Genomic DNA, 26,652 nt, shown 5'->3' on the forward strand with positions numbered 1-26,652 from the left:
TAATGCTTTTATGCAGAGTAAGCTGGTTTTGTTGCCGAACTACCTTTTCCTTTTTTTGATCCTATTCCCGATTTGGAATCAGCGAATTTATCAAAGGAAGGTTGGACAATATTTGTCAGTTCTTCTGCATCAATGGTTTCTTTGGCAAGAAGTGCTTTGGCAATCGCATCCAATTTTTTTTGGTTCTTTTTCACCAAGTCGCGACCTTTGTCGAGACAAGTTTGGATGATGCGTTTGACTTCTTGGTCAATCATGGCTGCAAATTCTTCGGAGTAAGGTTTGCTTGTATGCCCGTAATCTCTTCCCATAAAAGGAGAAGTTTCTCCAGAACCGTAGTGGATGGTTCCGAGTTTTTCAGACATACCCCATTCACAAACCATACGACGAGCAATGTTTGTTGCTTGTTGGATGTCGTTAGAAGATCCATTGGAAGGATCACCAAAGATCAGTTCTTCGGCAATGTATCCGCCCATAGACATCACAATTCGATCCAAACAATAGTTTTTACGATAGGAATGTCTGTCTTCCACAGGAAGAGATTGAGTAAGGCCAAGGGCTCTTCCACGCGGAATGATAGTGACTTTGTGAACCGGTTCGGTATACGGCAGTAAGGTGCCAAGAAGGGCATGTCCTGCTTCATGATAAGCCGTCATCTCTTTCTCTTTGTCAGAGATAAACATAGACTTACGTTCTGGTCCCATCATCACTTTATCACGAGCTTCTTCTAATTCTTCTTGAGTCACACGTTTTTTGTTACGACGTGCCGCAAGTAGGGCTGCTTCGTTGATGAGGTTAGCAAGATCCGCTCCTGTAAATCCAGGTGTTCCACGTGCAATTGAGTTCAAAGAAATATCAGATACTAAAGGAACTTTTTTAGCATGGACTGCTAAAATTTCTTCACGGCCTTTGAGATCAGGAAGGTCTACAATCACTTGTCTGTCAAAACGACCTGGACGAAGGAGGGCTGGGTCAAGGACATCTGCGCGGTTTGTTGCCGCCATCACGATGACACCTTCGTTCATTTCAAATCCGTCCATCTCGACTAACATCTGATTGAGGGTTTGTTCTCTTTCATCATGTCCACCACCGAGACCGGCACCACGAAGGCGACCGACAGCATCAATCTCATCGATAAAGATGATGCAAGGGGCATTCTTTTTTCCTTGGTCAAATAGATCGCGGACACGAGAAGCTCCCACACCCACAAACATTTCGACAAAGTCAGATCCAGAAATAGAGAAGAAAGGAACACCCGCTTCACCAGCAACCGCTTTCGCAAGTAAAGTTTTACCAGTTCCCGGAGGACCTACAAGAAGAACTCCTTTAGGAATTCTTGCACCAATGGCTTGGAATTTTTTTGGGTCTTTTAAGAATTCAATGATTTCAAGTAACTCAACTTTTGCTTCTTCACATCCAGCCACATCGTTAAATGTAACTTTGACTTTTGGATCCACATTCATTTTGGCACGAGACTTACCAAAGGTAAATGCTTTGTTGCCTGATGCTTGGAGTTGGCGCATCATAATGAACCAAATGATACCGAGAGCAAATAACCAAGGAATGATGCCAGAAACAACACTCCAAAACTTATTTTCTTCAGTGGATTTCGCAGTAAAACTAAGGCGTGACTTACGAAGTTTTGTCACCAAATCATCGTTTACTTGTGCTACATTGGTTTTGAAAAGTTTTGGTTTGTTGTCCTTACTATTTTCAGGAATGTACCAACCTTCAATGAGCTCTTTATCAATGATGATTTGTTGTTTTGCGGAAGTTTCCTTTCCGTCTTTGGAGGTAATTTTTCCAATTGGTTTTTTCCCTTCGATGGGTTCCACCATATTCAAAAAATCGGAATAACTGATTTCGTCGGGTTTACCGGCGAAGTCCTGACCTTTATAAACCGTTGCCAAAATGACAAGGAATACGAGCAAAAATAGAAATACGGTTTTGATGTTTTTATTCATGTAAAGACTTCTCGATGATTAGACTGAAATCAAAGGTGATATTTCTGAATCACTTCGTCAATATCCCCCATGGATATGGAACGAATCGCCGCTTCGGCGTCATTGATGATCTGTATCAAGCTCAGGTTCTCTAATGGCTCAAAATCTTCACGTAAAAATTCTTCTCTTTTTTTAGGATTGAAGCTCGAATTAAGAACGCCGATCCGAATTCGTATAAAATTCGGGGATCGTAATGAGACAGAAACCGAGTTGACCCCAGGGTTTCCATCGTTTTCTCCACCTTTGGTGACTACGATTTGGCCGAGTTCAAGGCCTACGTCTTCGTGGATGACAACAATGTCTTTTACCTGGATTTTTAAAAAGGAGGCAATGTAGAGAACCGACTCACCGGAAAGGTCACTGAAGGTTTGTGGTTTGAGTAAAACCACTTCATCCCCTTCAAAGTCACCACGACCGATGAGAGATTTCTTTTTCTTTGTTTTGATTTCGATGCCAATGTTGTTGGCAATGACATCGAGAATCTTAAAACCAATGTTAGATCGATTGTTGTTATATTTATCGCCAGGATTTCCTAGCCCTACAATTAACTTCATTGGTTCTTAAAAGAGGATCTTATTTCTTTCCAGCTTTTTTCGCTGCTGGTTTGCCTTTGCTATCTGCTTCCGCTTTTTCAGCACGTTCAGCAGCAAGGATCGCTTTTGTTTTGCTACAAGAAGCAACAATCGGATCACCATTTACGAGGATTTCCCAAGATGCTGGGTGAGGAAGTTCGGAAACTTTGATCATGCCTCCGATATCCAAACCACTTACATCAATTGTGATTACGTCAGTTAAATCTTCTGGAGTAGACTTCACTTTGATTTCGTGAACTAGGTGTTCGAACTGACCACCAGCCTTAGAACCTTTTGCCACACCAGATGTTTTGATTGCAACTGTTGTAAGAATCTTTTTGCCAGGAGTTACTTTAAAGAAGTCGATATGACGGATTTGACCTGTGTGTGGAAATCTTTGAATTTCTTTTACGAAAACTCTTTCAGTTTTACCATCGAGTTCGAGGTCGATGAGAGTTGCCTTACGGATTCCAGAGTCGATGAGTCTTTGAATTTCTTTTTCGACAACACTTGCCGATCTTGCTTCACCGTTTCCGATGATGTTCGCCGGTACTAAACCTTCCACACGCATTCTTCTTGCAGGACCTTTTCCTTTAGAAGTTCTTGTTTGTGCTTTGATACTGATTTTTTCCATGATTATGTTCCTTAAAGTTATGAAAACAGACTAGAGATTGATTCTTCGTTATGAATCCGCTCGATGGCTTTAGCAAAGAGTGGGGCGATGGAGAGCGTTTTCAAGTGATTTATTTTTTTGGTCTCCGGAATGCTGATAGAATTTGAGAGCACAATTTGTGTGAAGTTTCCTTCATTCAATTTTGCTGGTGCTTCACCGGAAAGAACTCCATGAGATGCACAACATAATACCGATTTTGCTCCATTTTGATACAATGCGGTTGCTGCTTTGGCAATGGTTCCACCAGTATCAATCATATCATCGAGTAATAAACAGTTTTTATCTTTGATTTCACCAATGACATGCATCACCACAGACTCGTTAGCTTTTGGTCTACGTTTGTCAATGATGGCAAGTGATCCGTTTACTTTTTTACCAAAGTTACGTGCTCGTTCGGCACCACCAGAGTCTGGCGAAACAATCACAAGGTCTTCCATACCAAGTGAGTTAATATACTCAGCAAGAACTGGTGAAAAATACAAATGATCAACAGGAATACGAAAGAATCCTTGGATTTGGTCAGCATGTAAGTCCATTGTGAGAACACGATCTGGACCAACAGTTTCGATTAAATCGGCAACCATACGTGCAGAAATCGGAACCCTTGGTTCTACCTTTCTGTCTTGGCGTCCATAACCATAATAAGGAATGACTGCTGTGATGCGACGTGCAGATGCTCTTCTTGCTGCATCAATTATGAGTAAAAGTTCCATTAAACTGTCGTTAGCTGGATAGCTGATGGATTGAACCACAAACACATCTCGGCCACGAACGTTTTCTTCAATTTTTACAGAACTTTCTCCGTCAGAAAATCTTTTGACCGAAATTTGGCCGTTCGGAATTCCCAAGTGTTTACAGATTTCCTCTGCAAGAGGTCTATTTGCATTTCCAGAAAATACAACTACTTCGCTGGGATTCATACTCCAACCAACCCTTTGTCTATATATTGTTTTGCGAGAGCCAAATCATCAGGAGAATTAATTCCATGGCTTTCTAAAGCATTCGCCAAGGTTTTTGCTCCGACTTTTTTTCCCAACGATCTAAAAATTTTGATCACGTCTGTGAGGTAATACTCTTTCTGAGCATTGTCATTGCCGATTTGTTTTAAGGCACCAAACAATTCCTCAGTATTGAAACAATAAGTTCCTGTATTCACTTCGTTTACCGCTTTTTCTTCGGGACTTGCGTCTTTTTCTTCTACAATGCGTAGAAGACTACCGTCATCAGAAGACCGAATGATACGACCGTAACCTGTTGGGTTTTCCATCTTTGCAGAAAGAACAGTCGCCGAATATCCATTGGCTTTATGAAGTTCTATGAGTTCGGAAAATGATTTTGCAGAAATAAGTGGGGCGTCTCCGCATGCGACTATCGTATATCCAGCATAAGGTGCTAGTTTTGTCTCAGCAGAAATTACAGCATGACCTGTTCCTAATTGTTCGGTCTGTTCAGCAAATTCTACACCGGGAAATGATTTTGCAATATCGGTAACGATATCTTTGCGGTAACCAACAACGACGACTTTTCGTTCGATGCCGGCGGATTCGATATTACGAAGAACGTGAAGTAAAAGTGGTGATTCGTTCAGTACAACCGCAACCTTGGGAAGTTCACTCTTCATTCGAGTTCCTTTCCCCGCCGCCAAAATAACAGCAGTTACAGTATTATGTAGGTTCATCGTTCGTTCTATCGGATCTTTTAAAACTGGCTGGCCTGCTAGGATTCGAACCTAGGGAATGGCGATACCAAAAACCGCTGCCTTACCGCTTGGCTACAGGCCAGTTTCTAAAAAGAGAACGTTCGAAATTCCATATCGGGAAATCGATTGGAGACAATGCGAAGGGCTTCGTCTCTTTCTCTATCTGAAGGATAAATGCCGTAAAAGCAAGAACCCGAACCCGATAAAGAAGCATAGACTGCTCCCGACTCAAAAAACCCTAATCTCAATTCCTTTAGTAAGGGTTGGGTCTGAAAAGCGATTTTTTCAAACTCGTTCTCAAGCCTGTTTTGCAGGTATGCCCAATCCCCGACTTGAAGACTTCGAATTAAATCCTCTGCCAGAGATTTCCATACTTGGGAACCATAGGGTTTTTGTAAACTTTTTTGAAGGCCTGCGTACATAGATGCAGTAGAAAGTCCGAAGGGAGGGATGGCCAAAATCCCTGTTCCTTTGGCTACAGAAATAGGTTCGAGCACCTCGCCGATCCCACTCACAAAACAAGCAGAGGATTGTAGGAAAAAAGGGACATCGGCCCCTATGGACTTTGCCAGAGAAATCTGCTCTTCCTTGGAAAGTTTTGTAAAAGGGTAGAGTTCCTTTAAGAAAAACCCGGCATTGCTACTCCCCCCGCCAATTCCCCCTTCTGGAGGGAGATATTTTTGTAAGTGGATGGAGACGGAAACTGGGTGAGAAAGGTAAGTGACTAACTTTTGAAAGGCCTTGTAGAGGATGTTTTTTGTAAAATCTCCTCTTTCGGAAACTTCTTCGAATTTCGAATGACGATAACCCTTTAGGTGATTTTCGGAAACGAGATGAAGCACAGAGTTTGAACCATCAGGTAGAGGGTTTATCTCTACTTCCATTGGATCTCCTAAACTGATGGGAACAAAAACACTTCGAATTTCGTGGAGCCCATCCTCTCTTTTGTAAGGAACAAACAAACCAATGTTAATCTTTCCTGGTGAGATAGATTTCAAGAAAAGTTTCCTATGTTTGCGGATGGAGATTTTGTCTGGATGGTGCTAACGACTGCAAATGTAGTAGAATGGAGGTTTTGATTTCATTCGGTTCCGAGACAAGAATTGAATTGCCGTAACCAAGAATCGTTTGGATAAACCAGTTTTGGTCTCGGATTGGTGTTTGGAATTCTCGATATACAGAATCACCAATTTGTTTTTGATTTCCAGTTGGTGTTAGGTTCAATTTCATTCCCAAGTGATAGGACGCTCCATCGGTGATCCAAAGTTTTGCAATTTCTTTGTTTTCCGTCTCGGCACCAAACAATTGTTTGAACCCTTCGAGAAACTCACCTGCTGTATCTGGTAAGTTTGGATATTTTGATTCAGAAATGTTAAGGTCTAAAATATAATCCAATCGAAAGGATCTGAATCCTTCTTTTTTTAAATCATATGCCAAAAGATAAGAATCATTTTCTTCCCAGAGAATCCAGGGAGCCAAAGTCCTTGTTTCTTTTTCCTTTGTATCTCTTTTCCAATAAACAATTGTTAGTGTTTTTTTTGCGTCAATGGCTTCAATGATGGTTTCTTTGGTTTTTTGGTAAGGAGACCAGTCACCAGCAGGAATGACTGCATCAATTTTAGATAAAATTGATTTTTTAACTTTAGAATCTTCGGATTTTAAATCGTTGGTTAAAAGAGAACGAAGGAGAGACCATTCTTTAGGCGAAAGTGGAAGTGCAGAATCAACGGCAATGGGGAGTCGGATTTTTACTTTCTCCCCATCAAAATCTAATTCCACAGCATCGGTTGGTGAATACGGATACATTTCAATCATATACAACTCACCTAAATCTTTTTTGAGAGTCGCGATTGATTTGTGACCCGTTACGCTTTGGATTTCTTCTAACCCAAGACCTTCTGGATGTGAAGCCAGAAGGCGGATTAAATTTAATTTTGAAGCGGCTCGAGCAGTGGATGGATTCATTATGCTTCTAGAATTACTTTTAATTCCTTTGCATTAGATGCACATAATGATTGTTTTTCGATGTTTTTTGCCTTTAAGTGTCCACCAGTTAATCTTTGGCTTACAACACTTGGCCCAAAGTCAATGATTGTGTTAATGGCACTGTCATTAAAAATAGGAGCAATCGCCAAATCCCAGTAAAGTGGCTCAATGAGGACCATCTTAAAAAGGATGTCACGTAGGTTTCCATCTTTTTGTAAGTTGTGACCATCATAGATACTATATACAGGAACTTTTAAATCAGCGCCAGTATATGGGAATGGAACCACAGATGCATCTTCTGCATTGAATTTATCAAGTGATGTTTCCATAAATGGGCAATGGAAAGGTGCAGTTGTTTTCAAATAAACAAACTTAAATTTCTTTTCGTCCATTTCTGCTTTCCATTGTTTACGGAATGCAAGAAGTGAAGAAGGAAGTGCAGAAAGAATCATAGAATCTGGAGTGTTGTAAAGAGAAATGAAAACTGTGTCTTGTCCTTTGAGTCCAAGAGAGTCATTTGTTTTTTTCACTCTTTCTTCTAATTCATCTTTTGAATAACCAATCACTGCAACCATAGGCGCTGGATTTTTATCTCCGTTGGCTTCGTTTTCTTTCACAACTTCTTCCGGAACAACAAAGTTAGGATAAACTTTTTGACCGTTGAATCCAAGATAAAACACAAACTTTAAGAAGTCAGAATATGCCTTTAAAAAATCGGCTCCATCTTTTCCAAGACCAACAAGTGCAGAAGCAATGACCCCTTGGCTATGTCCGCTGACAGCACCAGTTGCTTTGATGAGTTCAGCTGTTGGGTAACCACGTTTTGAAACCAAAACGTAATTGGCAATTTGGGTCATAAAGATTCCCGGAACAGAAATCGGTGCGCGAGCTAGATAATCTTCAGAAGGAGCAGCATCTGGATTTTCGATCCAAGATTTGAAATCAAATCCTTCATTGAGGAGTGGACTTTTGCCATCACGAGCGGCAATTTCAGCAATGGTTTTGAAACTTGTTTCGAAAAATTCTTTGAGTTCTGGTTCTGCGTATAATTTTACGAGTTCTTTTAGATAAGGTGAACCCTGTCCCCCAAATTGAAGGAAAAATTTTTGTGAATTTTGGAGGGTACCCGTAAGGAGTTTGGCCGATGTCATTTTATCTTCCTGAGATATGATTTTTCTGTTACCGTACAGATCGGACTTCCTAGAACAAGGAGAAAATTCAAGGGAGGAACCTAAGAAAGGGACAGGAATTTTACACTCACAGGCTTAGGTGAGTGGATTGAGAGGGAAAGCGAGTTACTTTGGAGCGTCAGTATTAAAAAATACTGAGTGAAAAGAGTGAGTGGGTTTCATTTTCGATCGGGTGGACTTGTAAACTGAGTGGAAAACGAAAGTCAGTTACCGTTTTCAGTGACTTTCAAAGGAAACCCGGTGAAAAAGGTAAGTGACTTTACTTTTCCTTTCCCACCAGTTGTCGAATTATGCCGCTTTACTTTGTTCGAGATTGGATTTAATGCGTTCGTGGTCCAAGGCGAGAAGAACGATATTTTCAAAATAGGTAGAAAAGTCGATCCTTCCTGACGAATAGTCTTCATGGAGAAGGGCTAAAAGAAGATAGAACATAGATCCTCCTGGTGGTTCCGAATCTAGCAATGTGACATAATTCGGAAAGTCTTTTTCATTCAAAGAGTTACCTTGAGTGTCGGCCAGTCTGGAAATTTTTGTAGGAAAATAATCTCTAAGCACTGTCATTCGGGATTTCCTCTTTACAAAGTTTAATTTTCGCATCACTTACGAGCGTATGTTCGTTTCCCTTGGACCCATTGACTATTTAATCCTTTTGGTTTTTGTGGGGTTCATGATTGTGATTGGGGTTCTCTTGAAGAAATCCATGAACCAATCGAGTGATTTTCTCCTGGCGGGGCGAAAGATCCCCAGTTGGATCACGGGGATCGCTTTTATTTCTGCTAATATTTCCGCATTGGAATTACTCGGGATGAGTGCCAGTGGTGCGGAATATGGCTTTTTGACCTTCCATTTCTACTACTTAGGTGCCATTCCAGGGATGATTTTTCTTGGGATCTTTATGATGCCATTTTATTATTCTTCCAAAATACGAAGTGTACCTGAATACCTACGTTACAGGTTCAACCGACCTGCACATCTTTTAAACGCATCCATCACATTGTTATCGTTAGCTCTTGGTTCAGGGATTTATCTTTATTCTTTGTCTTTGGTCTTTGAAACAATGTTTGGTTGGAATCCTCATCTATCCATTTTATTTAGTGCCTTTATTGTTTTGATTTATACATACTTTGGTGGACTCAGTTCCTCTATTTATACAGAGGTGATGCAATTTTTTTTAACGGTTCTCGGTTTGTTTCCCCTTGTGATTATCGGATTGATTCGGTTAGGCGGTTGGGATGGACTTATGCAAAAAATTCCAAATTCACATAAACATATGTGGTTGGGGCTCGCCAATGGAAAAAATGAACTGGGTTGGGACTTGTTAAGTGTCACTGTTGGTTTAGGTTTTGTATTGTCTTTTTCATATTGGACTTGTGGGTTTACGGAAGTGCAAAGGGCAATGGCTGCAAAAGATTACAGAGCAGCAAGAAGAACTCCACTCATTGGTGCTGTGTTTAAATTGTTTTTGCCATTTTTAACAGTCATCCCTGGGTTAATTGCATTAACTGAATTTTCAAAAGAGATGAATGGAGAGTATAATAAAAGTTTTTTAATATTACTAAAAAACTTTTATCCAGCAGGAATGTTAGGTCTTGGTACCACTGCTTTACTTGCAGCATTTATGGCAGGTATGTCTAGCTCCATTACGGCAATGAATACTATTTTTACTTATGATATTTACCAAACATATATCGATCAAAACAAAGAAGATAAAGATTATTTAAAAATTGGAAAACTTTGTACAATGTTTGCAGTCTTTTTTGCAATTTTCGCATCGTATATTGCAATGCAATTTGAAAACATTATGAACTACATACAGCTGTTATTCTCCTTTTTTAATGCACCACTCATTTCTATATTTTTGTTAGGGATGTTTTGGAAACGAGCGTCTGGATGGAGTGCCTTTTATGGAATGTTATTCGGAACAGGAAGTGGATTGGTTCATTTTATACTATATTCACTAGAGATTATATATTACAAATCGGATATGGTTTCTAATTTTTATGGTGCTATCTATTCCGGATTGGTTTGTTTTCTAACTATGGTTATCGTAAGTTTGATTGAAACGGAAGTTCCAGGAAAGGATCTTCATGGGTTAATTTATTCGGATAGGGACAAAACAAATCCATTTTGGGATCCAAGAATTTTAGCTTGGGGCGTTGGACTGATTGTCTTTCTTGCCGGGTTTAATATCATTTTTGCATAAAGATTTATACGTACGTAATAAAATAGTAATTGAATGAGGGTATTAATCATTCTATGTTTGTTGCAGTATATACCAAGACCATGAAACCAAATCATTATACAGAAATTCCAGCCACATTCGAAGTTCAATTGGAACAGCTAAAGGATTATGATTCTAAAAAACACATTAGTGCTAGAGGGATTATGTTTCTCCATCCTTATGACATAGAAGTACCATCTATTTTAAAAGTGTCTTTAAAAATGATTTCTATGACAGGTTCTGTTGACTTTCTTGTAAAAACTTTGAAATGTGAAAAACTTGGAAACGAACCTTTATACGAAATCCATTGTAATTTTTATGACACAAATGCTGAAAAAGAAGACGAAGTGTTGGGTTTTATTAGTAGTTACTGATTTCGTATATTACAAAATTGCATTAAAGGGTCCCACCCTTTTCCATCAGAAACTGAAAACTTTCTTCTGAAAAAGATTTTTCCTTTGGTCCATATTGCATGAGCCACCTTGTTGGTGGCAAAAAACCTTCTGTTTTTAGTGCATAACCCCCACCTAACGGTCCACCGATGATTGAACGAAGTTCGAAATGTAGATGCGCGGGATAGTTTCCATTAGCATCTCCAATCGTTCCAATCCATTCTGTTTTTTTCACCAATTGTCCAGGTTCTACATCAATGGTATGAAGGTGGGCATAAACTGTTTCTAAAAACCAAAAATCTCCATTCCCCACATTATGGTAATGAACAATCCTAACCACTTTACCCCAACCACCACCATAATCGGCAATTTCAGAAACCACTCCATTCCCGAACGCATAGACTGGGGCTGCATAATCACTATCACCACCGGTGATTGCATTCCAATCTTCGCCTAAATGTTTTCTCCCTCCAAACTTTCCATTTTCGGCTCCAAACTTTTGAGCCAAATAATATCCTTCCGCATATTTTCCACCAACAGGAAATTCAAAGTCAGTGGCTTGGAAAGAGGGATATCGTTTTAGAATGGGATACGGGTCTGTGGTGCGAACTTCCCCCGATGATTCCATCCATCCAAAGAGAGGGTTTCCTTGGTATGAATATCCTTTGGAGGCACAACCTGTCCCGAGGAGCGCAAGACAGATTGTGAAAAAGAAAGGAAAAAAATGGTTATCTGCTACGAACCAATTTCTTTTTAGAAGTTCTCGAAGATTTAGAAGAATCATGACGTCCTTCCGAAAGGAATTCCGCTCGTGCTTCGATTGGCAAATGGTTTCCGAGTTTTGCCGATCTTTTTTTACCTGTTGCCATCTCTTCTTTCATCTCATATAGAAAAGAATCGTAATCCACTTGGATGGTGTGGCGTGTACTACTCACATACCTTTTTTGCATTTTGACTTGGTCATGTTCGATGGCTTTTTCCATATCCTCTTTAGAAGGTAATACATAATTTCCAGTAAGATATTGAGAGATCCATTTTCCTTGGCATTCTGCGAGTGGCATAATGGCACCTAACGGTTGCATAAGCCCCACAAAAAACAAATCATTGATTCCTGGTTTGATCATTTTGTAAAAAAGAGGGAGGTAATTATTGGGAGCGGAAATAAAATCCTCATCAAAGAATGGAAACTTGATATTGTAACCTGTACAGTAAATGAGAACATCCGCTTCTTCTTCTGTTCCATCTGCAAAAGCAATTTTTTTCCCTTTGAGTTCTGTAATGACAGGTTTTGGTTTGATATCCCCTCGTCCTAGCCTAACAAGTAAATCTTGAGAGATGGTGGGGTGTGCTGAACCAAACTTATGATCTGGTTTTGGTAAACCAAAGTCTTCCATCTTTCCGACACCAAAACGAATGAGAAGGTGAGCGAGTGTTTGTTGGATAAAAAAAGGAACCCAATGCGGAGTGTATTCTGTTAATTTATCTAATGGTTTTCCAAATAGATAGTTGGGAATGACGTAGGCACCACGTCTTGCTGATAAAAATACTTTTTTTGCAACACCAGGCCTAGAAAGTTCCACGGAGATATCCATCGCACTATTTCCCATACCAAGAACGACTACGTTTTTTCCTTCACATTTAACGGGCGTTTTTGGATCTACATAGGAATGGGAATGCATGATTTGGCCCGAAAATTTTCCAGGAAAGGCGGGGTCGGGCCAACGTTCACTCCAATGGTGTCCATTAGCAACAACTAACACGTCATAGTATTTGACTGGACCTTTTTCGGGAGTGATTTTCCAAATTCCATCTTCGGTGCGTTCTGCTTTTTTGACTCCGTTTTTAAATTGGATGTGTTTGCGAAGTCCAAAGTGATCCACATAGGATAAAAAGTATTTTTGAATGGGCTCATGGTTTGGATAATCCGCATAATTTGTGGGCATCGGGTAGTCACGGTATTCCATTCGATCCCTGTGAGTATTGATATGAAGGGATTTGTAAATATTGCTGAGGCCATTGTCGTTTTTGTAACGCCAGTTACCTCCCACATCACTTCCTTTTTCGTAACAATCAAAAGGAATTCCATTTTCCTTTAGAGATTTAATGACTGTTATACCGGAGGAACCGGCCCCGATCACACAAACTTTAGGAAGTGGCATAGTAATTCTCTCGCAACTAAAGATAGACTTAGGGAGAGATTTTCAGAATACAGAATGTCGTTATCAAGAAGATTTTACTTTTCTAAGTAAAAAAAGAGTTATTTTGACATATATTCAATGTTTAACGATCAGATTTAGAAGGTTTTTCTTGGGTTTCCAAAAAAGAACGAATCTCTGTTTCTCCATTGGAAATCTGGATCTTCGTAATCTTTCCCGCTTTTAGTTGGATGAGAGTGAGAGAACCTTTTGTTCTTGGAAAAGGATCTGCAATTTTTTCCTCTCTCACCAAACGAAGAGTATATGGATAGGATTTCATTTTTGGAAGTGCTACAAACTTTGAAATAAGGGACGGCATTTTATGAATATCGGAAATAAGCACTGCATGCCTTCCTTCCAAATATCCTTTTCCTTCTTTTTCTAAAATGGGATGGATGATTTTACTGGCATCCATATCAGCAATAAAAATTACCTTTGTCGTATCTATAGGGATCGGACTTGGTTCTTCCCACTGGTTTGTATAATTGATTTCAGGAAGGGAGTTGCCAAGAGCAAGTGTCGGGGCAGTTGGTTCTTCTGCAGATAGAGAAAAAGTCAAAAGCAAAATAAGATATAAACTTGAGTTTTTTAAGAATTGAATCGTTGATTTGAATTTGTATGAAAACAAATTTTTTGTGAATTGGTTTTTGGTTCGGTTCATAAAATTGAACAGTTTGTTTAAAACAAACTTCTCCTAAAGATGATATAAAAATTCTAAAACTTGTTCTTTTGTCATCTTACTTGCGTTAGAGAATTCACCACCTTTTGTTGAGGTGAGAATGTTTCCTTCTGGGCTTATGATGACAAGAGCAGGGATTCCATTTTGAATGGGGTTTCCTAGTTTTTCATTTAGACTTAAATTTTTGTCGAAGCGGCCGACATCTACTTTGAAGAGGACAAAATTTTCTTTGAGGACAGCCTTTGGTTCTGGTTCCCCAAAAATCCCATCTAATGCTCTACAGTCGGGACACCAATCGGCTCCGAAAAGTACGATGAGCTTACGGTTGGAGTTTTTTGCCAAAGCCAAACTTTCTTCATACTGGGAAAATATTATGTCACTTTGTTTGGAACAATAAAAAAGATCGGAGAGAGAGGATCCAAAAATTAGAAGAGAGAGAAGAATTTGAAACTTACGTTCCATAAAAAAAAGCGGAAGGATTCTTCCGCATGTTTTATTTCTTAGCGATTTCTTTAAGGATTTCTTGTCTTTTTTTATCTTTATCGATATGGGAAAGAGACAACCAATCGCGTTTCAATTGTTTTTCTGAAACACCTTTGAAGGTTGCATATTTGCCGAGGATTTTTGCTGTTTTTGCGTTCATGCCAACCAGATTCTTTTGCCTCTCCTTTCTGTCAATGCGAACCTTGGTTGCTGTTTCATCCTTGACCCCTAAACTCTTTACGAAACATAGTAAAGTGCAAGAAATCCAAAGACCCTATGAAATCACAGCTACCTGACCGTTACGATCCCGAATCTGTAGAGCCCAAATGGATAAAAACCTGGGAAGAAAAAAAAACCTTCGCGCCTGACACTTCTCGCAAAGAAACATTTTCGATCGTCATCCCTCCACCAAACGTTACAGGGAATTTACACATTGGTCATGCACTCAATCATACCATCCAAGACATCATCATTCGTATCGAACGTAAAAAAGGTAAAAATGTAGTTTGGGTTCCCGGAATGGACCACGCTGGCATTGCCACACAAGTGGTTGTGGAACGTGAGTTAGGAAAAGAAGGAAAGTCTAGAACCGATTTTACTCGCGAAGGATTTATCGAAAAAGTTTGGGAATGGAAGGCACACTCTGGTGGAATGATAGCCAAGCAACAACGGTTACTCGGTGAATCAGTCGATTGGTCGCGCGAACGGTTTACCTTTGATGAAGGACTTTCCAAAGCAGTCATTAAAGTATTTCGTAGTTTGTATGATGAAGGATTGATTTACCGTGGCGAACGAATCATCAACTGGTGTCCGGTTACAAAAACTGCTATCTCAGACATTGAAGTAGAGTATAAAGAAAAACAGGGCAAACTCTATCATATCAAATATCCAAAAGCAGAGTTTCAATCCAAAGATCCAAAAACTCTTAACAAGGGCGAATACATCGTTGTCGCAACCACAAGACCCGAAACCATGTTTGGTGACGTGGCTGTTTGTGCCCATCCAGATGACGCACGTTATACGGATTTAAAGGGTAAGTTTGTATTTTTACCAATTGCGGGAAAAGAGATTCCCGTTTTGTTCGATTCCTTTGTAGATAAAGAATTTGGATCGGGGCTTGTGAAGATCACTCCGGCCCATGACATCAATGACTATGAAGCGGGACTTCGTTTGAAACTCACTCCACTCAACATTATGAACTTGGATGGGACTTTAAACGAACATACAGGTAAATACAATGGACTCGACCGGTTCGAAGCTCGCAAACGAGTTGTGGAAGAACTCGAAACGAATGGTTATATTGAAAAAATAGAAACTCATATCCATAGTGTAGGTCACAACCAAAGAGGGGGAGCGGTCATCGAACCGTTGTTATCGACTCAGTGGTTTGTAAAAATTGAATCCCTTGCTAAACCTGCCATTGAAGTTGTGAAATCTGGAAAGGTTCAATTCCAACCAAAGATGTGGGAAAAAACATACTTTGAGTGGATGGAAAATATCCGTGATTGGTGTATTTCTCGCCAACTTTGGTGGGGTCATAGAATTCCTGCTTATTATGCACCAAATGGTGAGATGGTGGTTGCTGAATCCATCGAAGAAGCAGTATCTCTATTTTCTAAAAAAGGTGTGAATGTCACAAAAGAGACCATCAAACAAGATGAAGACGTTTTAGATACTTGGTTCTCTTCCGGACTTTGGCCTTTCACTGTATTTGGTTGGCCTGAAAATTCGGAAGAACTCAAACAATACTATCCTACCTCCGTTCTCGTGACGGGATTTGATATCATCTTCTTCTGGGTCGCTCGGATGATAATGAATGGTCTTAAATTTATGGGGGATGTTCCTTTCCAAAAGGTTCTCATCCATGGCCTTGTTCGTGATAAAGATGGTAAGAAGTTTAGTAAGTCCCTTGGAAACGTAGTAGATCCTTTGGATATGATGACTAAATACGGAACCGATTCGTTTCGATTTTTTCTCGCAGCCGTTTTGCCGGAAGGAAAGGACATTCTTTTCGACGAATCACGGTTAGACGGCTATAGGTCTTTCTGTAATAAAATTTGGAACTCAAGCCGGTTTATATTTATGAACCTACCGGAAGAGTTCACGACCAAAGAACCAGATATTAATTCTTTAGAAGATACTGACCTTTGGGTTTTGAATGAATTTGATCGGATGCTTAGTAAGTATGAAAAAGCCTATTCTGGTTATCTTTTTTTTGAAATGGCAAATGCTGTTTATGATTTTGTTTGGGGATCGTTCTGTGATTGGTATTTGGAATTAACCAAAGCTCGTGTGTATGGGAATGTAACCCCCGAATCACAAGAAAAAGCGCGGTTTGTGCTTGTGAGTGTTTTGAAAAAATCGCTCGGGCTTTTACATCCGTTTATGCCATTCATCACGGAAGAAATTCATTCCTTGCTTGATCCAACAGAACTTGCAAAAACAGAATTTCCAAAACCATATGGAGTTTCTGATTCCGCACCGGCTGTAGTTCGTATGGAACTTGTGCGAGAGATCATCACAAAGATTCGTAACATGCGCGCAGAACTCGGAGTCAAACCTGAGAAAAAATGTAAGGTCATCATCAAGTGTAGCCATAAAGAATTAAAAGAAATGATGGAAAGAGAAATCAAATCCATCCTCCAACTTTCCAAAGCAGAAAGTTTGGAATTTTTAGATTCTTATGAAGCAAAAAATACAGATTCCGTAGGTGCTTTTTCCATCGGAGAAATTTTTCTTCCTTTGGAAGGTATTTTTGATTTTGAAAAAGAAAAACAACGATTGGAAAAAGAGAAAAAACAAATCCAATTGGAAATGGAAAAGTTGGAAAACAAAATCAACAATCCATCTTTCTTAGAAAAAGCAAAACCGGATGTGGTCGAAAAAGAAAGAGAAAAGTATAATACTTGGAAAGAAAAACTAGATAGTACGGTAAGGGCTTTAGAAAAAATTGGAACATAAATTTAAAGTTTTACTCATTGGGAGTGGCGGAAGAGAACATGCGTTAGCGGATGCCATCTCTAAATCAAAATCTTTGGAATCGCTTAAAGTGTTTCCAGGGAACGGTGGTTTTTCAAAAGAAATCTTATTGGATCCAAAGGACATATCCATCACGGATAAATCCAAATTTTTTGATTATATAAAATCTTCGGGAACAAATCTTGTTGTGGTTGGCCCAGAAGATCCTCTTGTGAACGGACTTTCTGATTGGTGTGCTGAAATAGGTATCCCTTGTTTTGGACCTTCTGCTTATTGTGCGCAAGTGGAAGGAAGTAAACATTTTGCCAAAGAAATGATGAAACGGGCCAAAGTTCCTACGGCTTCTTTTGCTGTGTTTACAGATCATGAGTCTGCTTGGAGTTATGCCCAAAAAGAAATTTTACCTTTGGTTGTCAAAGCGGATGGCCTTGCAGCTGGAAAGGGTGTCACTGTTGCTTTCGAAATGAAGGAAGTGAAACAGGCGTTAGATGAAATCTTTTTAGAATCAAAGTTTGGGGAAAGTGGTAATAAAGTAGTTTTGGAATCCTTTTTAGAAGGAGAAGAAGCATCTCTTTTTGTCATTACCGATGGGGAAAGGTATATGTGCCTTCCTGCGGCCCAAGACCACAAACGAGCTTATGATGGCGACATTGGTCCAAACACAGGTGGGATGGGTGCTTATGCCCCGGCACCGATTGTCACAGATTCTGTTCTTACAAAAGTAAAGGAACTCGTCATCGAACCGATGTTAGCTGATTTTAGATCGGCAGGCCATCCTTATAAAGGACTTCTTTATGTTGGTCTTATGATTACCAAAGAAGGAAATCCCAATGTAGTGGAATTTAACTGTCGTTTTGGAGATCCAGAAACTCAGTGTGTACTTCGTTTGTTGGATGAAGATATTTTACCTATTTTTTATGCCTCTGCCATGGGCAACCTCCCGGAGAGAAATCTAAAACTAAAAGAGGGATCCTCTGCCATTGTGGTGCTTGCAGCGAAAGGATATCCGGACGCCCCACAGAAAGGAATGCCTTTAGAGATTCCGCCAAACGAGGGGAATGTGGTGGTTTACCATGCAGGAACGAAAAGCCAAGAAAACCAAATTTTGGCAAATGGTGGACGAATTCTCGGAATCACTTCTTTTGGAAATTCTCTAAAAGATGCAATTAATGATTGTTATGCGTTTCTAGGAAAAATCAAAGCTCCAGATACATTTTATAGAAAAGACATAGGAAGGCGTGCTCTCTAATGCCATTTAGTATCTCTGGAAATTTTAAAAATTGTGAACGTGTTAGCCTTCGCAATTTTGAAAAACATCTAGGGATCATTTTGTCTGAAAACCAAACCCAACTCCAACAACATCTTATGATTCGCCGTGCCCTTCAAAACTTAAGTGGATCGGTAAGTGTGCTTTCGGGTCTTAGTCGTCAAGAGTTGTTATCGTTTATTTTTATCCTCACGCAGTTTGGTGATATCATTCGTTCGGAAACTCCACCTGAGTACCTTCAATTAGAATCCATCCCTTATGTGATTGAATGGGCCAAAGGCCATTATATGATCCCGATGGAAATTTTAGAACATCTTGCTCATGAAAGGATATTCAAAGACCAAGGTTATTTGTTTGCACTGATTCCAGCTTTATCCATCAAAGAAAAAAAATCTTGGATTCGTTGGATTGGTGTGGATTTTGAAAAGGGTGGAGACCGGGATTTAAACTTTGAAATTTATTCTCAGTGTCGTGTTTTGCAAAAACCTTTCCTTGGTAAGTCGCTAGTCCAAGAATCGGAAATTCGTTTGGAACAAATTTGGCCACGCGGCAAAAACGAATACATCGATTGGTTTTATAAAGGTCTTTCTACTTTTTATTATTCTATGGAAGAAATGAGCAGAAAAGAAAAAGATCCTTTTTTACTCCATGTCATTGAACTCATTAAGTCAGGTAAATTCATACTCAAACGTTTGCCTGATACATACGGAAAAGAATCAAGTTATTCTCTTGTGGGAACTGTAGAGGGAAATACTCCGCAGCTCAGAGAAACAACATTCCAATGGGAAGTGGAACGTCTCCGCAAAGATTCTTTGTTTTAAAACTTCCACTTCGGATTTACGCATTATGGATAGATCACTAAAAGACTTAAAAAAACAAACATCAGAAATGATTGAGACTTTCCAATCCTATTGGACTGCACAAAATTTCCAAGAAGACTACGACCGTTTATCTTCACTCATTGAAAAAGCAAACGATCCCAAATTATGGGACTCACCAGACCAAGCAAAAACAGTCACTCAAAAACGAAACGAGTTACAACTAAAGTTAGATCCTTGGTTGGATTTAAAAAAGGAACTGATTGATTTTCCTGATTTGATTGAACTTACATCCGAAGAAATGGGTGAGGCGGGATTAAAATCATTAAACGATGACTTTGATCGAATGTTTGAAACATTTGAAAACTTGCAAATGTTAGATGCCCTTGCTGGTAAAGATGATGGTAAAGCTGCTTTTATCAATATCCATCCTGGTGCTGGTGGAACGGAATCTCAAGACTGGGCTGATATGTTACTGCGAATGTACACAAGGTTTTGTGAACAAAAAGGGTATCGTGCGGAACTTGTAGACTACCAACCGGGTGAAACTGCGGGAATCAAAAACGCTACGCTTTACATCCAAGGGGATCATCCCTTTGGTTATCTAAAATGTGAATCCGGAGTCCATAGACTTGTTCGGATCTCTCCTTTTGATTCTAATAAAAGAAGACATACTTCTTTTGCTTCTGTCTATGTAACGCCGGAAGTGGATGACGACATCCAAGTAAACATCGAAGAAAAAGACCTACGTGTGGATGTGTATCGTTCTTCTGGTGCTGGGGGACAGCACGTCAACACAACAGACTCTGCTGTGCGAATCACACATATTCCTACTGGTGTTGTGGTCTCTTGCCAAATGGAAAGATCACAAATCAAAAACCGTGATACAGCGATGAAGATGCTTCGTGCTCGTTTGTATGAAATGGAAAAACAAAAAGCTGAAGAAGAAAACGCTAAAAAAGCGGGTGAAAAACGTGATATCTCTTGGGGTTCGCAAATTCGAAGTTATGTGTTCCATCCATACAATTTGGTAAAAGACCATAGAACCGATTTTGAAACTGGGAACGTCCACGCAGTGATGGACGGAGACTTGGAAGATTTTATCATTGCTTACTTAAAATACCTGACAAACCAAAAGGCAAACGCAAAAGTATAACCAAATGTCTGTAAAACAGGATATTTCCGGTGCTCTAAGGAAAATCCAAAAAGAAATTCAACAACTTCCGAATATTACGGATCGATTGAATTTCATTTTGGATATGACTCTGACTTTGTTTGGAGCCTCTACCGGTAGTATTTCCATTATGGACCAGGAAGAAAAAGTCCTTACCATTGTGGCCGCAAAAGGGATGGATTGGGAGAAAAAAATTGCTGCCAAACTTCCATTCAACTTGGGTGTGACTGGGCGCGCGGCCTCCACCAGAGAAATTATCTATGTTCCCGATGTAACTTTAGATAAAGATTATGTAAAACTTATTGAAACGGTTCGTTCGGAACTTGCTATCCCTCTGTTAACAAGAGATTCGACAGTTGGAGTTTTAAACTTAGAATCGGATAAGGTTAATTTTTTCTCATCCGATATCATCAACCAAGCTACATTATTTGCCTCTCAATTAACAATTGTTATTTTGGAAGAACGAATAGCAAAAGAAGCATTTGAAAAATCGAAAAGAGAAGAGGATCCTGTTGAAGAAATTCTTGGTTATGACCCGAGTATTTTATTTTTAAAACATAGAATTCGCCAAGTGGGTCCCTCCGATACTTCGGTGATGATCATTGGAGAAGAAGGGGCTGGTAAAAAACTTGTCGCCAAAGCCTTACATTATATCTCTCAAAGAAAAAATGGTCCTTTCCTTACTGTAGATTGTTCGGGACTTAGTTATGAATTATTGGAAGCTGAGTTATTTGGTTCCCAAAGTGGAAAAATTTTTAATCCAGGAAAATTAGAACAAGCCAATGGGGGTTCGTTGTACATTGAATCCATTGGTGATTTACCAACCAATCTACAAACAAAACTCTTTCATACAATTAGAGACAAAACGATTCCGATTCCTTCGACCAAAAAGAAGGATGAGGTTTTAAACATTCGAATTTTTACAGGTAGTAAAAGGGATTTATTAGAAGATATCCAGAAAGAAACTTTTTCGATGGATTTGTATTACCGCCTAGCGGAGGTTCCATTACGGATGCCCCCATTACGAGAAAGAAGAGGGGATGTTCCTCTACTTGCACATCATTTTTTATACCAATACAACAAACAATATGGAAGGAACAAAACCTTCTCCACTGATGCGCTCAAAGCACTCACAGGAATGCCTTGGAGTGGGAATGTGAGACAATTACAAAGTGTGATTCAATATGCAGTTCTTGTCCCACCGGAATCGGTTTTGGAACCTCATTCATTTCTGCAAGATGGGAAACGAGAAACTGAGGTTCCGGCGAAGGTCCAGAGTTTTAGTCTGGGAACAGAAATTTTATCTCCTTCGGAAAATTTATCTCTCAACATTGCCATTGAAAGGTTGGAGGCAATTTGGATCAAAGAGGCCTTCCAACGAGTCTCCACACAGGAAGAAGCAGCCAAACTTTTGGGAATTAGCCGAGGTTCTTTGCAGTATAAGATCAAAAATAACCAATTTCTGGACGGATTCAACACCTAAAGTCCAGAAAAGAATGGATAGATTGGCCTTACCTGTCGATATGATTACTAAGGAGCTTTCACGTGGCAGATAGTTATTACCGTACCATCAGTGGTAAACATTATGATAATGAATTGTTAGAAATTGCTGAAAAAGCCACCAAACGTAGCAAAGCTCCCATTGGCAAAAATATTGCAAAAACCTTATTTGATGCCATCAAAGATGGTGGTGATTATACAGATGTTGAAAAACGTACTGTAAAATACATTCGAGATAATTTTAAATTTTCACCGGAAGCAGATGAATACCTTCGTTCCGAAATTCGTAAATGGGCCGCTAAAATCTCAGTTCCTGCTGCTAAGAAAAAATCTTCTACTAAAGCATCTGCGAAAAAAGAAAACACAACAAAACGAAGCTCTGCTCGTGCTCTTAAGGCTTCCGATGAAGGATTCACTCCTTACACTGAAAGTTATGAATTTGGGGAAACTTCTCATGACGAAGTAGCGCCAACACCGGAATACAATGAACTAGTTGCTTTGAATAAATTTCAAATCACACCAAGACAAAATCGTATCGGAAGATTGATCTTACTGGGACTGGTTCTCGTATTTTTTATTGTTCTAATTATTTTTGGAATCCGTAGTTGCAATCGTAGTTCGAAATCGCAAACCACAACCTCAGGTCAAAGTTTGAATGGTTCCTCCGATCTGGGCACTCGTTCTTTGGAACGCGTGGAGTTATCACAAGGAAAAGTTTCGGATCAGTTTGAATCCAGAGCTTCTGCCATTCGTTATATCAATGACTTACAAATTCGTTTCATCAAACAAAGTATGCAAACAGAAGACAGTGCGAGTGATAAAATCGCAACCCTAGCGGAAGCATTAAAGTCATATCCAGGGATTCGTGTTCGAGTGAAAGGACATACTTGTTTTATTGGTGAGATGGATGAAAACAAAATCCTATCTGATGAACGTGCTAAGTTTATTTTTGATGAACTAGTAAAAAATGGCGTCAGTGCGACTCAACTCGACTATCGCGGGTTTGGTGAAACAGCAGAAATTGAATCCAATTCTACAGAAGCCGGTCGAATCAAAAATAGACGGGTTGATTTTACTGTTCTATCGGTAACAGAATAACCGAACTAGTTACAACATTCGATAGAGTGATTTTGTTAGCATCCGTTTGGTAGACTGAACGGATGTATATAGTCCTTCATACAATAACAAAGATTTTTTTGCCACAGCTAGCCTTGCATTTTCTTTTTCTTCCAAAGTCAATTGGTCGTCATAACCTTCGGTGATGGTTAAAATCACTCTTTGGATTCCTAAACTTAAAATTTCATTTAAACCTTTTTTTCCAGATACTTGTTCATCGATTAGGTCCATTTGTTTGATGTCTTCTGTAAAAGTTTTCGGATTGATTTGGTTTAATTTGATTTGGTTGTAAATTCTTTGTGAAACATTAAGTCCTCGTTTCACAGTGGATGCAAATTCTAATAAGGCTTCCGTTGTGGACTTTATTTCTGAAACCAATTGGTTCTTTTGAAAAAAAGAAGAATCTTCTTTTAGTTTGGATTGGATTTTTTGACGAACCGCATCGACCAAAATTTTTTCTTTTTCTACTTCTTCCTTACCATCAGGAAATACTTTAGAAAATTCGGAATGGAGGATTCCTTCTAGTTTGGCACCAAACTTAGTGAGATTGGTCCAAGGATTTTCTTTTGAATGGTCTTCGAACCATTTTTTAAAGATTAACATTTTTTCATTGGTGATATACGTCTCACCTAAGTTTCCTGTTACTTTTTTTTGAGGTAAGGCAAACAGCTGTTTGTAGTTATGTTTTTCCCGACGGAACTTTCTGGATTCTAAATAGTTCAACCGTTCTTCGAGGACTGCTCCTTTGGAATGAGCAAGACCTTTGGTAAAACTCAAATCTTGGCCCACCAAAAAAACAGATCGTGCCCCCATAAGAGTGGCGAGACTTGCAGCATTGGTGGAAACAGAACCACCAAAAGGTACAGAACCAATTTCACCATCGCCCGTTCTTTCCAGTAGTCCAATCAGAGGAAAGGGAGAAGAGGTCACAAAACCTTTGTTTGGTCCTTTGTCTAACCTCAAACTCAAATAAGTGGATGTGGGATCAAAAATGAGAATCCCATCTCCAGAATAATCTTCCAGGTATTGACTATTTAAGGCCTGCGGGTCGACTGAAAAAATCAAATCAGGATCAACACCAAAAGAGGTGAGGATGGGAAGAGCAGTGTCTACTGCAAGGAGAAGAAACTGGTTTCTATACTTAGTTAAATCATGTATGGATTCGGAAAGGCTTGGACCTGCACCACAAACAACAATAGAGATTCCTTCTGCAATTCCAAACAGATCGGAAACCGGACGGAACTTCGACAATTCAGGCAGGTTGTAACAAATATTTTTGGCCCAAATTTTTTCAAATCTGGTGAGGGTAGCAAGGTTCACATCTTTTTTGTGAAACATCTGTTCGGCGGTATGTCGGAGTTTTAAATAATCGGATTCTCTCCATTGCCAAGAGCCACGGTGAGGAACAAAACTAATAGGATGTGTTCCTTTTCCTTTGACAGCATCGGAGAGTTGGTCTTCTAATCCTTCTCCTGTGATGAGGATTAGTTTTCCTTCTAACAATGGTTTGGAAAAATCAAAAATTTGAAATGCTTCTTTAATAAAGAAATGATGTGGTTCCATCCAAATGATGGTTACTTTTTCTCTTTCTATGAGGTAAGGAAGAATATATCCAAGGCCAGCACCAAACAATAAATAAATGCGTTCACTTCCATCATGAGGAAGTTCTGTGGCAAATCGTTCCGCCTCTTTTTTGGGATCAAACCGGCTATGGATCCAAACTCCTTCTAATTCTAAAGTGGGATCTCCGGTTTTGGACTTTGTTAGTTGATAAGATAAATTGGATTCTGAATCTAAAGATTTGCTCACATCAGATTTTGTATCTGAATTTTGAATGAGTTCCGCTAACTGGGAAGGTAAAGCAGCAAGATTTTTATCCAGATAAATTTTGTTCACTTAAGGTTCCAAAATTATTTTGATGGAAGAATCAGGTTTTAAAGAAGTCCCAGCTTTCGGTTCTTGTGTTTTCACAAATCCAGAACCTTCCATTTTATATTCTACTTGCAGTTGTTTTACAATTTGAATGGTTTCAGAAGCTGTGAATCCAGTAAGGTCAGGCATTACTTTAGGATCAAGTTTATAGATTTTATTTTTTTCGCCCTTCAACCGATACACAAGTGCTTTCTCACTTTTTTCAACAATAGGAATGATACTTTCCACCACCTCACGAAAGACAGGTGCTGCGATCCCTCCACCCGTATGGGTTTCTCCACCGGGTTCATCAAAAACAATGAGACCCACATACTTAGGTTTCTCTGCGGGAAAAAAACCAAGGAAACTCGCAGTAAAAAGTCCGGCTTGGTATCCCGCACCTGCTTTTGCTTTTTGTGAAGTTCCTGTCTTTCCTGCGATAAAGTAGTTTTCTAAATAAGCTTTTTTCCCTGTTCCTTGCGAAACTGCTTTCCCCATTGCGTTTAAAGTTTTTTTGGCAGCCCCTTCTTTGATACCGAGTAGTTCATTTTTAATTGAAAATTCATGTACCAGTTCCCCATAAGAATTGGTAATTTGAGACACAACAGATGGTTCATATAAAATCCCACCATTCACAACGGCTGCGGCTGCCGTGATGAGTTGGATGGGTGTCACAGAAAGTCCTTGGCCTATGGATAAAAAGTAAGGTGTACTTTTGTTCCATTTGTTTAGGGGAGGTAAATATCCTTTGGCTTCGTGGATGGAAAAGTTAGTTCGTTTTCCAAACTTAAATTTTTCCATATAATTGTAGTAAGTTGCTTCATCAATTTTTTGCGCAGCTTTGATGATACCTACGTTACAAGAGTATTGTAGAATTTCATCCAAATTGACATGACCATGATTGTCAGTGCAACGGATGGTGGTTTTTCCAATTTCAATATAACCGGGACAATGAAATCTTTCATTGGTGAGGATTTTTCCTTCATTGAGTAACATAAGGGCAATGAAAATTTTCATCGTCGATCCAGGTTCATACACATGGCGGATGGACCAATTGGTATGAGATTCCAAAGGAAAATCTTGGAAGTGGTTGGGATCAAAATTAGGATAAGAGGCCATCGCAAGAATTTTTCCCGTTTCCGTATCCATAATCATACCAATTCCACGTTTGGATGCAGTTTGGAGAAAAGCTTTTTGTAATGATTTTTCTAATCGATATTGAATGATACTATCGATTGTTAGATGGACATTGTTTCCCTTACTCGATTCTGCATCGGGGGTGGATAATAATTCCAAATTGAATAACATCTCAAGGCCTGAAAGTGCTTTGTCATCATCATAACCAGTGAAGCCAAGTAAACTTGCGGCTAAACTTCCTTGTGGATAAATGCGTTTGTATTCTTTTTCGACTCGAACACCGGGAAGAGACAAGGCTTTGATTTTTTCTGCTTTTGAGAGTTCAATTTCTCTTTTTAATAAAAAATAATTTTGTTTTTCCCTTATGGTTTCGATGAGTTTGTTTGGAGGAATTCCAAGAATAGGACCTAACTCTTGTGCGGTGAGGTCAGGATCATAAATGTTGGTTGGATCAATTCCAACAGTTGCCGACTCGCGAGAAATTGCAAGTTCAATCCCTCGTCTGTCGTAAATGGTTCCTCGTTGGACATACTTACTCGATTTTAAATTGATGATATTATCGTTAAAATAAGTAAGATAAATTACCCGAAAGAGTAAAATCACAAAAAGGGAGAGGATAAAAAGAATAATATACTTAAAACGTTGTTTGTATTCTGTCAT

General features: G+C 39.3%; 24 protein-coding genes and 1 tRNA gene. 8 read left to right on the plus strand and 17 right to left on the minus strand.

The annotated features are described in order from the left end of the window. Positions 1-8: 8 nt before the first annotated feature. The 10 genes from ftsH to EHR01_RS15950 form a co-directional block, all read right to left on the minus strand. The gene (ftsH, locus tag EHR01_RS15905) at positions 9-1,961 is read right to left on the minus strand and encodes an ATP-dependent zinc metalloprotease FtsH (protein ID WP_135696097.1); all 1,953 of its coding nucleotides are present in this window, start codon (positions 1,959-1,961) and stop codon (positions 9-11) included. Positions 1,962-1,990: 29 nt separating this feature from the next. After that, positions 1,991-2,554 (minus strand): aminoacyl-tRNA hydrolase, encoded by a 564-nt coding sequence (pth, locus tag EHR01_RS15910; protein WP_135696099.1) that lies wholly within the window; start codon positions 2,552-2,554, stop codon positions 1,991-1,993. A gap of 19 nt (positions 2,555-2,573) precedes the next feature. Then, the gene (locus EHR01_RS15915; protein WP_135601949.1) at positions 2,574-3,206 is read right to left on the minus strand and encodes a 50S ribosomal protein L25/general stress protein Ctc; all 633 of its coding nucleotides are present in this window, start codon (positions 3,204-3,206) and stop codon (positions 2,574-2,576) included. Positions 3,207-3,223: 17 nt separating this feature from the next. Next, positions 3,224-4,165: a ribose-phosphate pyrophosphokinase gene (locus EHR01_RS15920; protein WP_135696101.1), complete on the minus strand. Its 942-nt coding sequence runs from the start codon at positions 4,163-4,165 to the stop codon at positions 3,224-3,226. Continuing rightward, positions 4,162-4,923 (minus strand): sugar phosphate nucleotidyltransferase, encoded by a 762-nt coding sequence (locus EHR01_RS15925; protein ID WP_135696102.1) that lies wholly within the window; start codon positions 4,921-4,923, stop codon positions 4,162-4,164. The genes EHR01_RS15920 and EHR01_RS15925 overlap by 4 nt, the downstream gene beginning before the upstream one ends. A 27-nt stretch (positions 4,924-4,950) precedes the next feature. Beyond that, positions 4,951-5,026 (minus strand) — tRNA-Gln (locus EHR01_RS15930). Between the two features lie 4 nt (positions 5,027-5,030). Continuing rightward, a complete protein-coding gene (locus EHR01_RS15935) occupies positions 5,031-5,942 on the minus strand; it encodes a 4-(cytidine 5'-diphospho)-2-C-methyl-D-erythritol kinase (RefSeq protein WP_135696104.1) in 912 nt (303 codons plus the stop codon). Between the two features lie 10 nt (positions 5,943-5,952). After that, a complete protein-coding gene (locus EHR01_RS15940; protein ID WP_135696106.1) occupies positions 5,953-6,909 on the minus strand; it encodes a helix-turn-helix transcriptional regulator in 957 nt (318 codons plus the stop codon). Next, positions 6,909-8,081 carry an ACP S-malonyltransferase gene (locus EHR01_RS15945; protein WP_135696108.1) on the minus strand — a complete coding sequence of 391 codons (1,173 nt, stop codon included), beginning with the start codon at positions 8,079-8,081 and terminating at the stop codon, positions 6,909-6,911. The genes EHR01_RS15940 and EHR01_RS15945 overlap by 1 nt, the downstream gene beginning before the upstream one ends. A gap of 327 nt (positions 8,082-8,408) precedes the next feature. Then, entirely contained in the window at positions 8,409-8,681 is a 273-nt protein-coding gene (locus EHR01_RS15950; protein ID WP_135696110.1) for a hypothetical protein, read from the minus strand. Between the two features lie 139 nt (positions 8,682-8,820). On the opposite strand from EHR01_RS15950, the gene EHR01_RS15955 reads away from it, so the two are divergent. Next, positions 8,821-10,323, plus strand: a complete 1,503-nt coding sequence (locus tag EHR01_RS15955; RefSeq protein WP_244310155.1) for a sodium:solute symporter family protein — start codon at positions 8,821-8,823, stop codon at positions 10,321-10,323. Between the two features lie 80 nt (positions 10,324-10,403). Then, positions 10,404-10,715 (plus strand): hypothetical protein, encoded by a 312-nt coding sequence (locus tag EHR01_RS15960; protein WP_020776078.1) that lies wholly within the window; start codon positions 10,404-10,406, stop codon positions 10,713-10,715. Between the two features lie 22 nt (positions 10,716-10,737). Here EHR01_RS15960 and EHR01_RS15965 read toward each other — a convergent pair whose 3' ends face one another. From EHR01_RS15965 to EHR01_RS19230, 5 genes are all read right to left on the minus strand, one after another. Then, on the minus strand, positions 10,738-11,517 hold the full coding sequence (locus EHR01_RS15965; RefSeq protein ID WP_238836558.1) for a M23 family metallopeptidase: 780 nt from the start codon (positions 11,515-11,517) through the stop codon (positions 10,738-10,740). Continuing rightward, positions 11,462-12,892 (minus strand): flavin-containing monooxygenase, encoded by a 1,431-nt coding sequence (locus EHR01_RS15970; protein ID WP_135696114.1) that lies wholly within the window; start codon positions 12,890-12,892, stop codon positions 11,462-11,464. Before EHR01_RS15970 ends, EHR01_RS15965 begins: the two co-directional genes overlap by 56 nt. Before the next feature lie 121 nt (positions 12,893-13,013). Further along, positions 13,014-13,589: a hypothetical protein gene (locus EHR01_RS15975; protein ID WP_135696116.1), complete on the minus strand. Its 576-nt coding sequence runs from the start codon at positions 13,587-13,589 to the stop codon at positions 13,014-13,016. A 33-nt stretch (positions 13,590-13,622) separates the two neighbouring features. After that, positions 13,623-14,069, minus strand: a complete 447-nt coding sequence (locus tag EHR01_RS15980; protein ID WP_135696117.1) for a thioredoxin family protein — start codon at positions 14,067-14,069, stop codon at positions 13,623-13,625. A 31-nt stretch (positions 14,070-14,100) separates the two neighbouring features. Further along, positions 14,101-14,250, minus strand: coding sequence for a hypothetical protein (locus EHR01_RS19230; protein ID WP_002972862.1), 150 nt, complete (start codon positions 14,248-14,250; stop codon positions 14,101-14,103). Between the two features lie 116 nt (positions 14,251-14,366). On the opposite strand from EHR01_RS19230, the gene EHR01_RS15985 reads away from it, so the two are divergent. From EHR01_RS15985 to EHR01_RS16010, 6 genes are all read left to right on the plus strand, one after another. Then, entirely contained in the window at positions 14,367-17,051 is a 2,685-nt protein-coding gene (locus tag EHR01_RS15985) for a valine--tRNA ligase (protein ID WP_135696119.1), read from the plus strand. Then, positions 17,041-18,318 (plus strand): phosphoribosylamine--glycine ligase, encoded by a 1,278-nt coding sequence (gene purD / locus EHR01_RS15990; RefSeq protein ID WP_135696121.1) that lies wholly within the window; start codon positions 17,041-17,043, stop codon positions 18,316-18,318. The genes EHR01_RS15985 and purD overlap by 11 nt, the downstream gene beginning before the upstream one ends. Beyond that, positions 18,318-19,157 (plus strand): hypothetical protein, encoded by an 840-nt coding sequence (locus EHR01_RS15995; RefSeq protein ID WP_135696123.1) that lies wholly within the window; start codon positions 18,318-18,320, stop codon positions 19,155-19,157. Before purD ends, EHR01_RS15995 begins: the two co-directional genes overlap by 1 nt. Positions 19,158-19,182: 25 nt before the next feature. Then, the gene (prfB, locus tag EHR01_RS16000; protein ID WP_100720986.1) at positions 19,183-20,310 is read left to right on the plus strand and encodes a peptide chain release factor 2; all 1,128 of its coding nucleotides are present in this window, start codon (positions 19,183-19,185) and stop codon (positions 20,308-20,310) included. 4 nt (positions 20,311-20,314) lie between these two features. Beyond that, positions 20,315-21,811, plus strand: a complete 1,497-nt coding sequence (locus tag EHR01_RS16005; RefSeq protein ID WP_135696125.1) for a sigma 54-interacting transcriptional regulator — start codon at positions 20,315-20,317, stop codon at positions 21,809-21,811. A gap of 62 nt (positions 21,812-21,873) precedes the next feature. Further along, the gene (locus EHR01_RS16010; RefSeq protein ID WP_135696127.1) at positions 21,874-22,926 is read left to right on the plus strand and encodes an OmpA family protein; all 1,053 of its coding nucleotides are present in this window, start codon (positions 21,874-21,876) and stop codon (positions 22,924-22,926) included. A 9-nt stretch (positions 22,927-22,935) separates the two neighbouring features. Here EHR01_RS16010 and EHR01_RS16015 read toward each other — a convergent pair whose 3' ends face one another. Both EHR01_RS16015 and EHR01_RS16020 read right to left on the minus strand, forming a co-directional pair. After that, entirely contained in the window at positions 22,936-24,840 is a 1,905-nt protein-coding gene (locus EHR01_RS16015; protein ID WP_135696128.1) for a motility associated factor glycosyltransferase family protein, read from the minus strand. Further along, positions 24,841-26,652, minus strand: a complete 1,812-nt coding sequence (locus EHR01_RS16020; protein WP_135696130.1) for a penicillin-binding protein — start codon at positions 26,650-26,652, stop codon at positions 24,841-24,843.

It is taken from the genome of Leptospira mtsangambouensis, assembly GCF_004770475.1.
In the GTDB taxonomy this organism is placed as follows: domain Bacteria; phylum Spirochaetota; class Leptospiria; order Leptospirales; family Leptospiraceae; genus Leptospira_A; species Leptospira_A mtsangambouensis.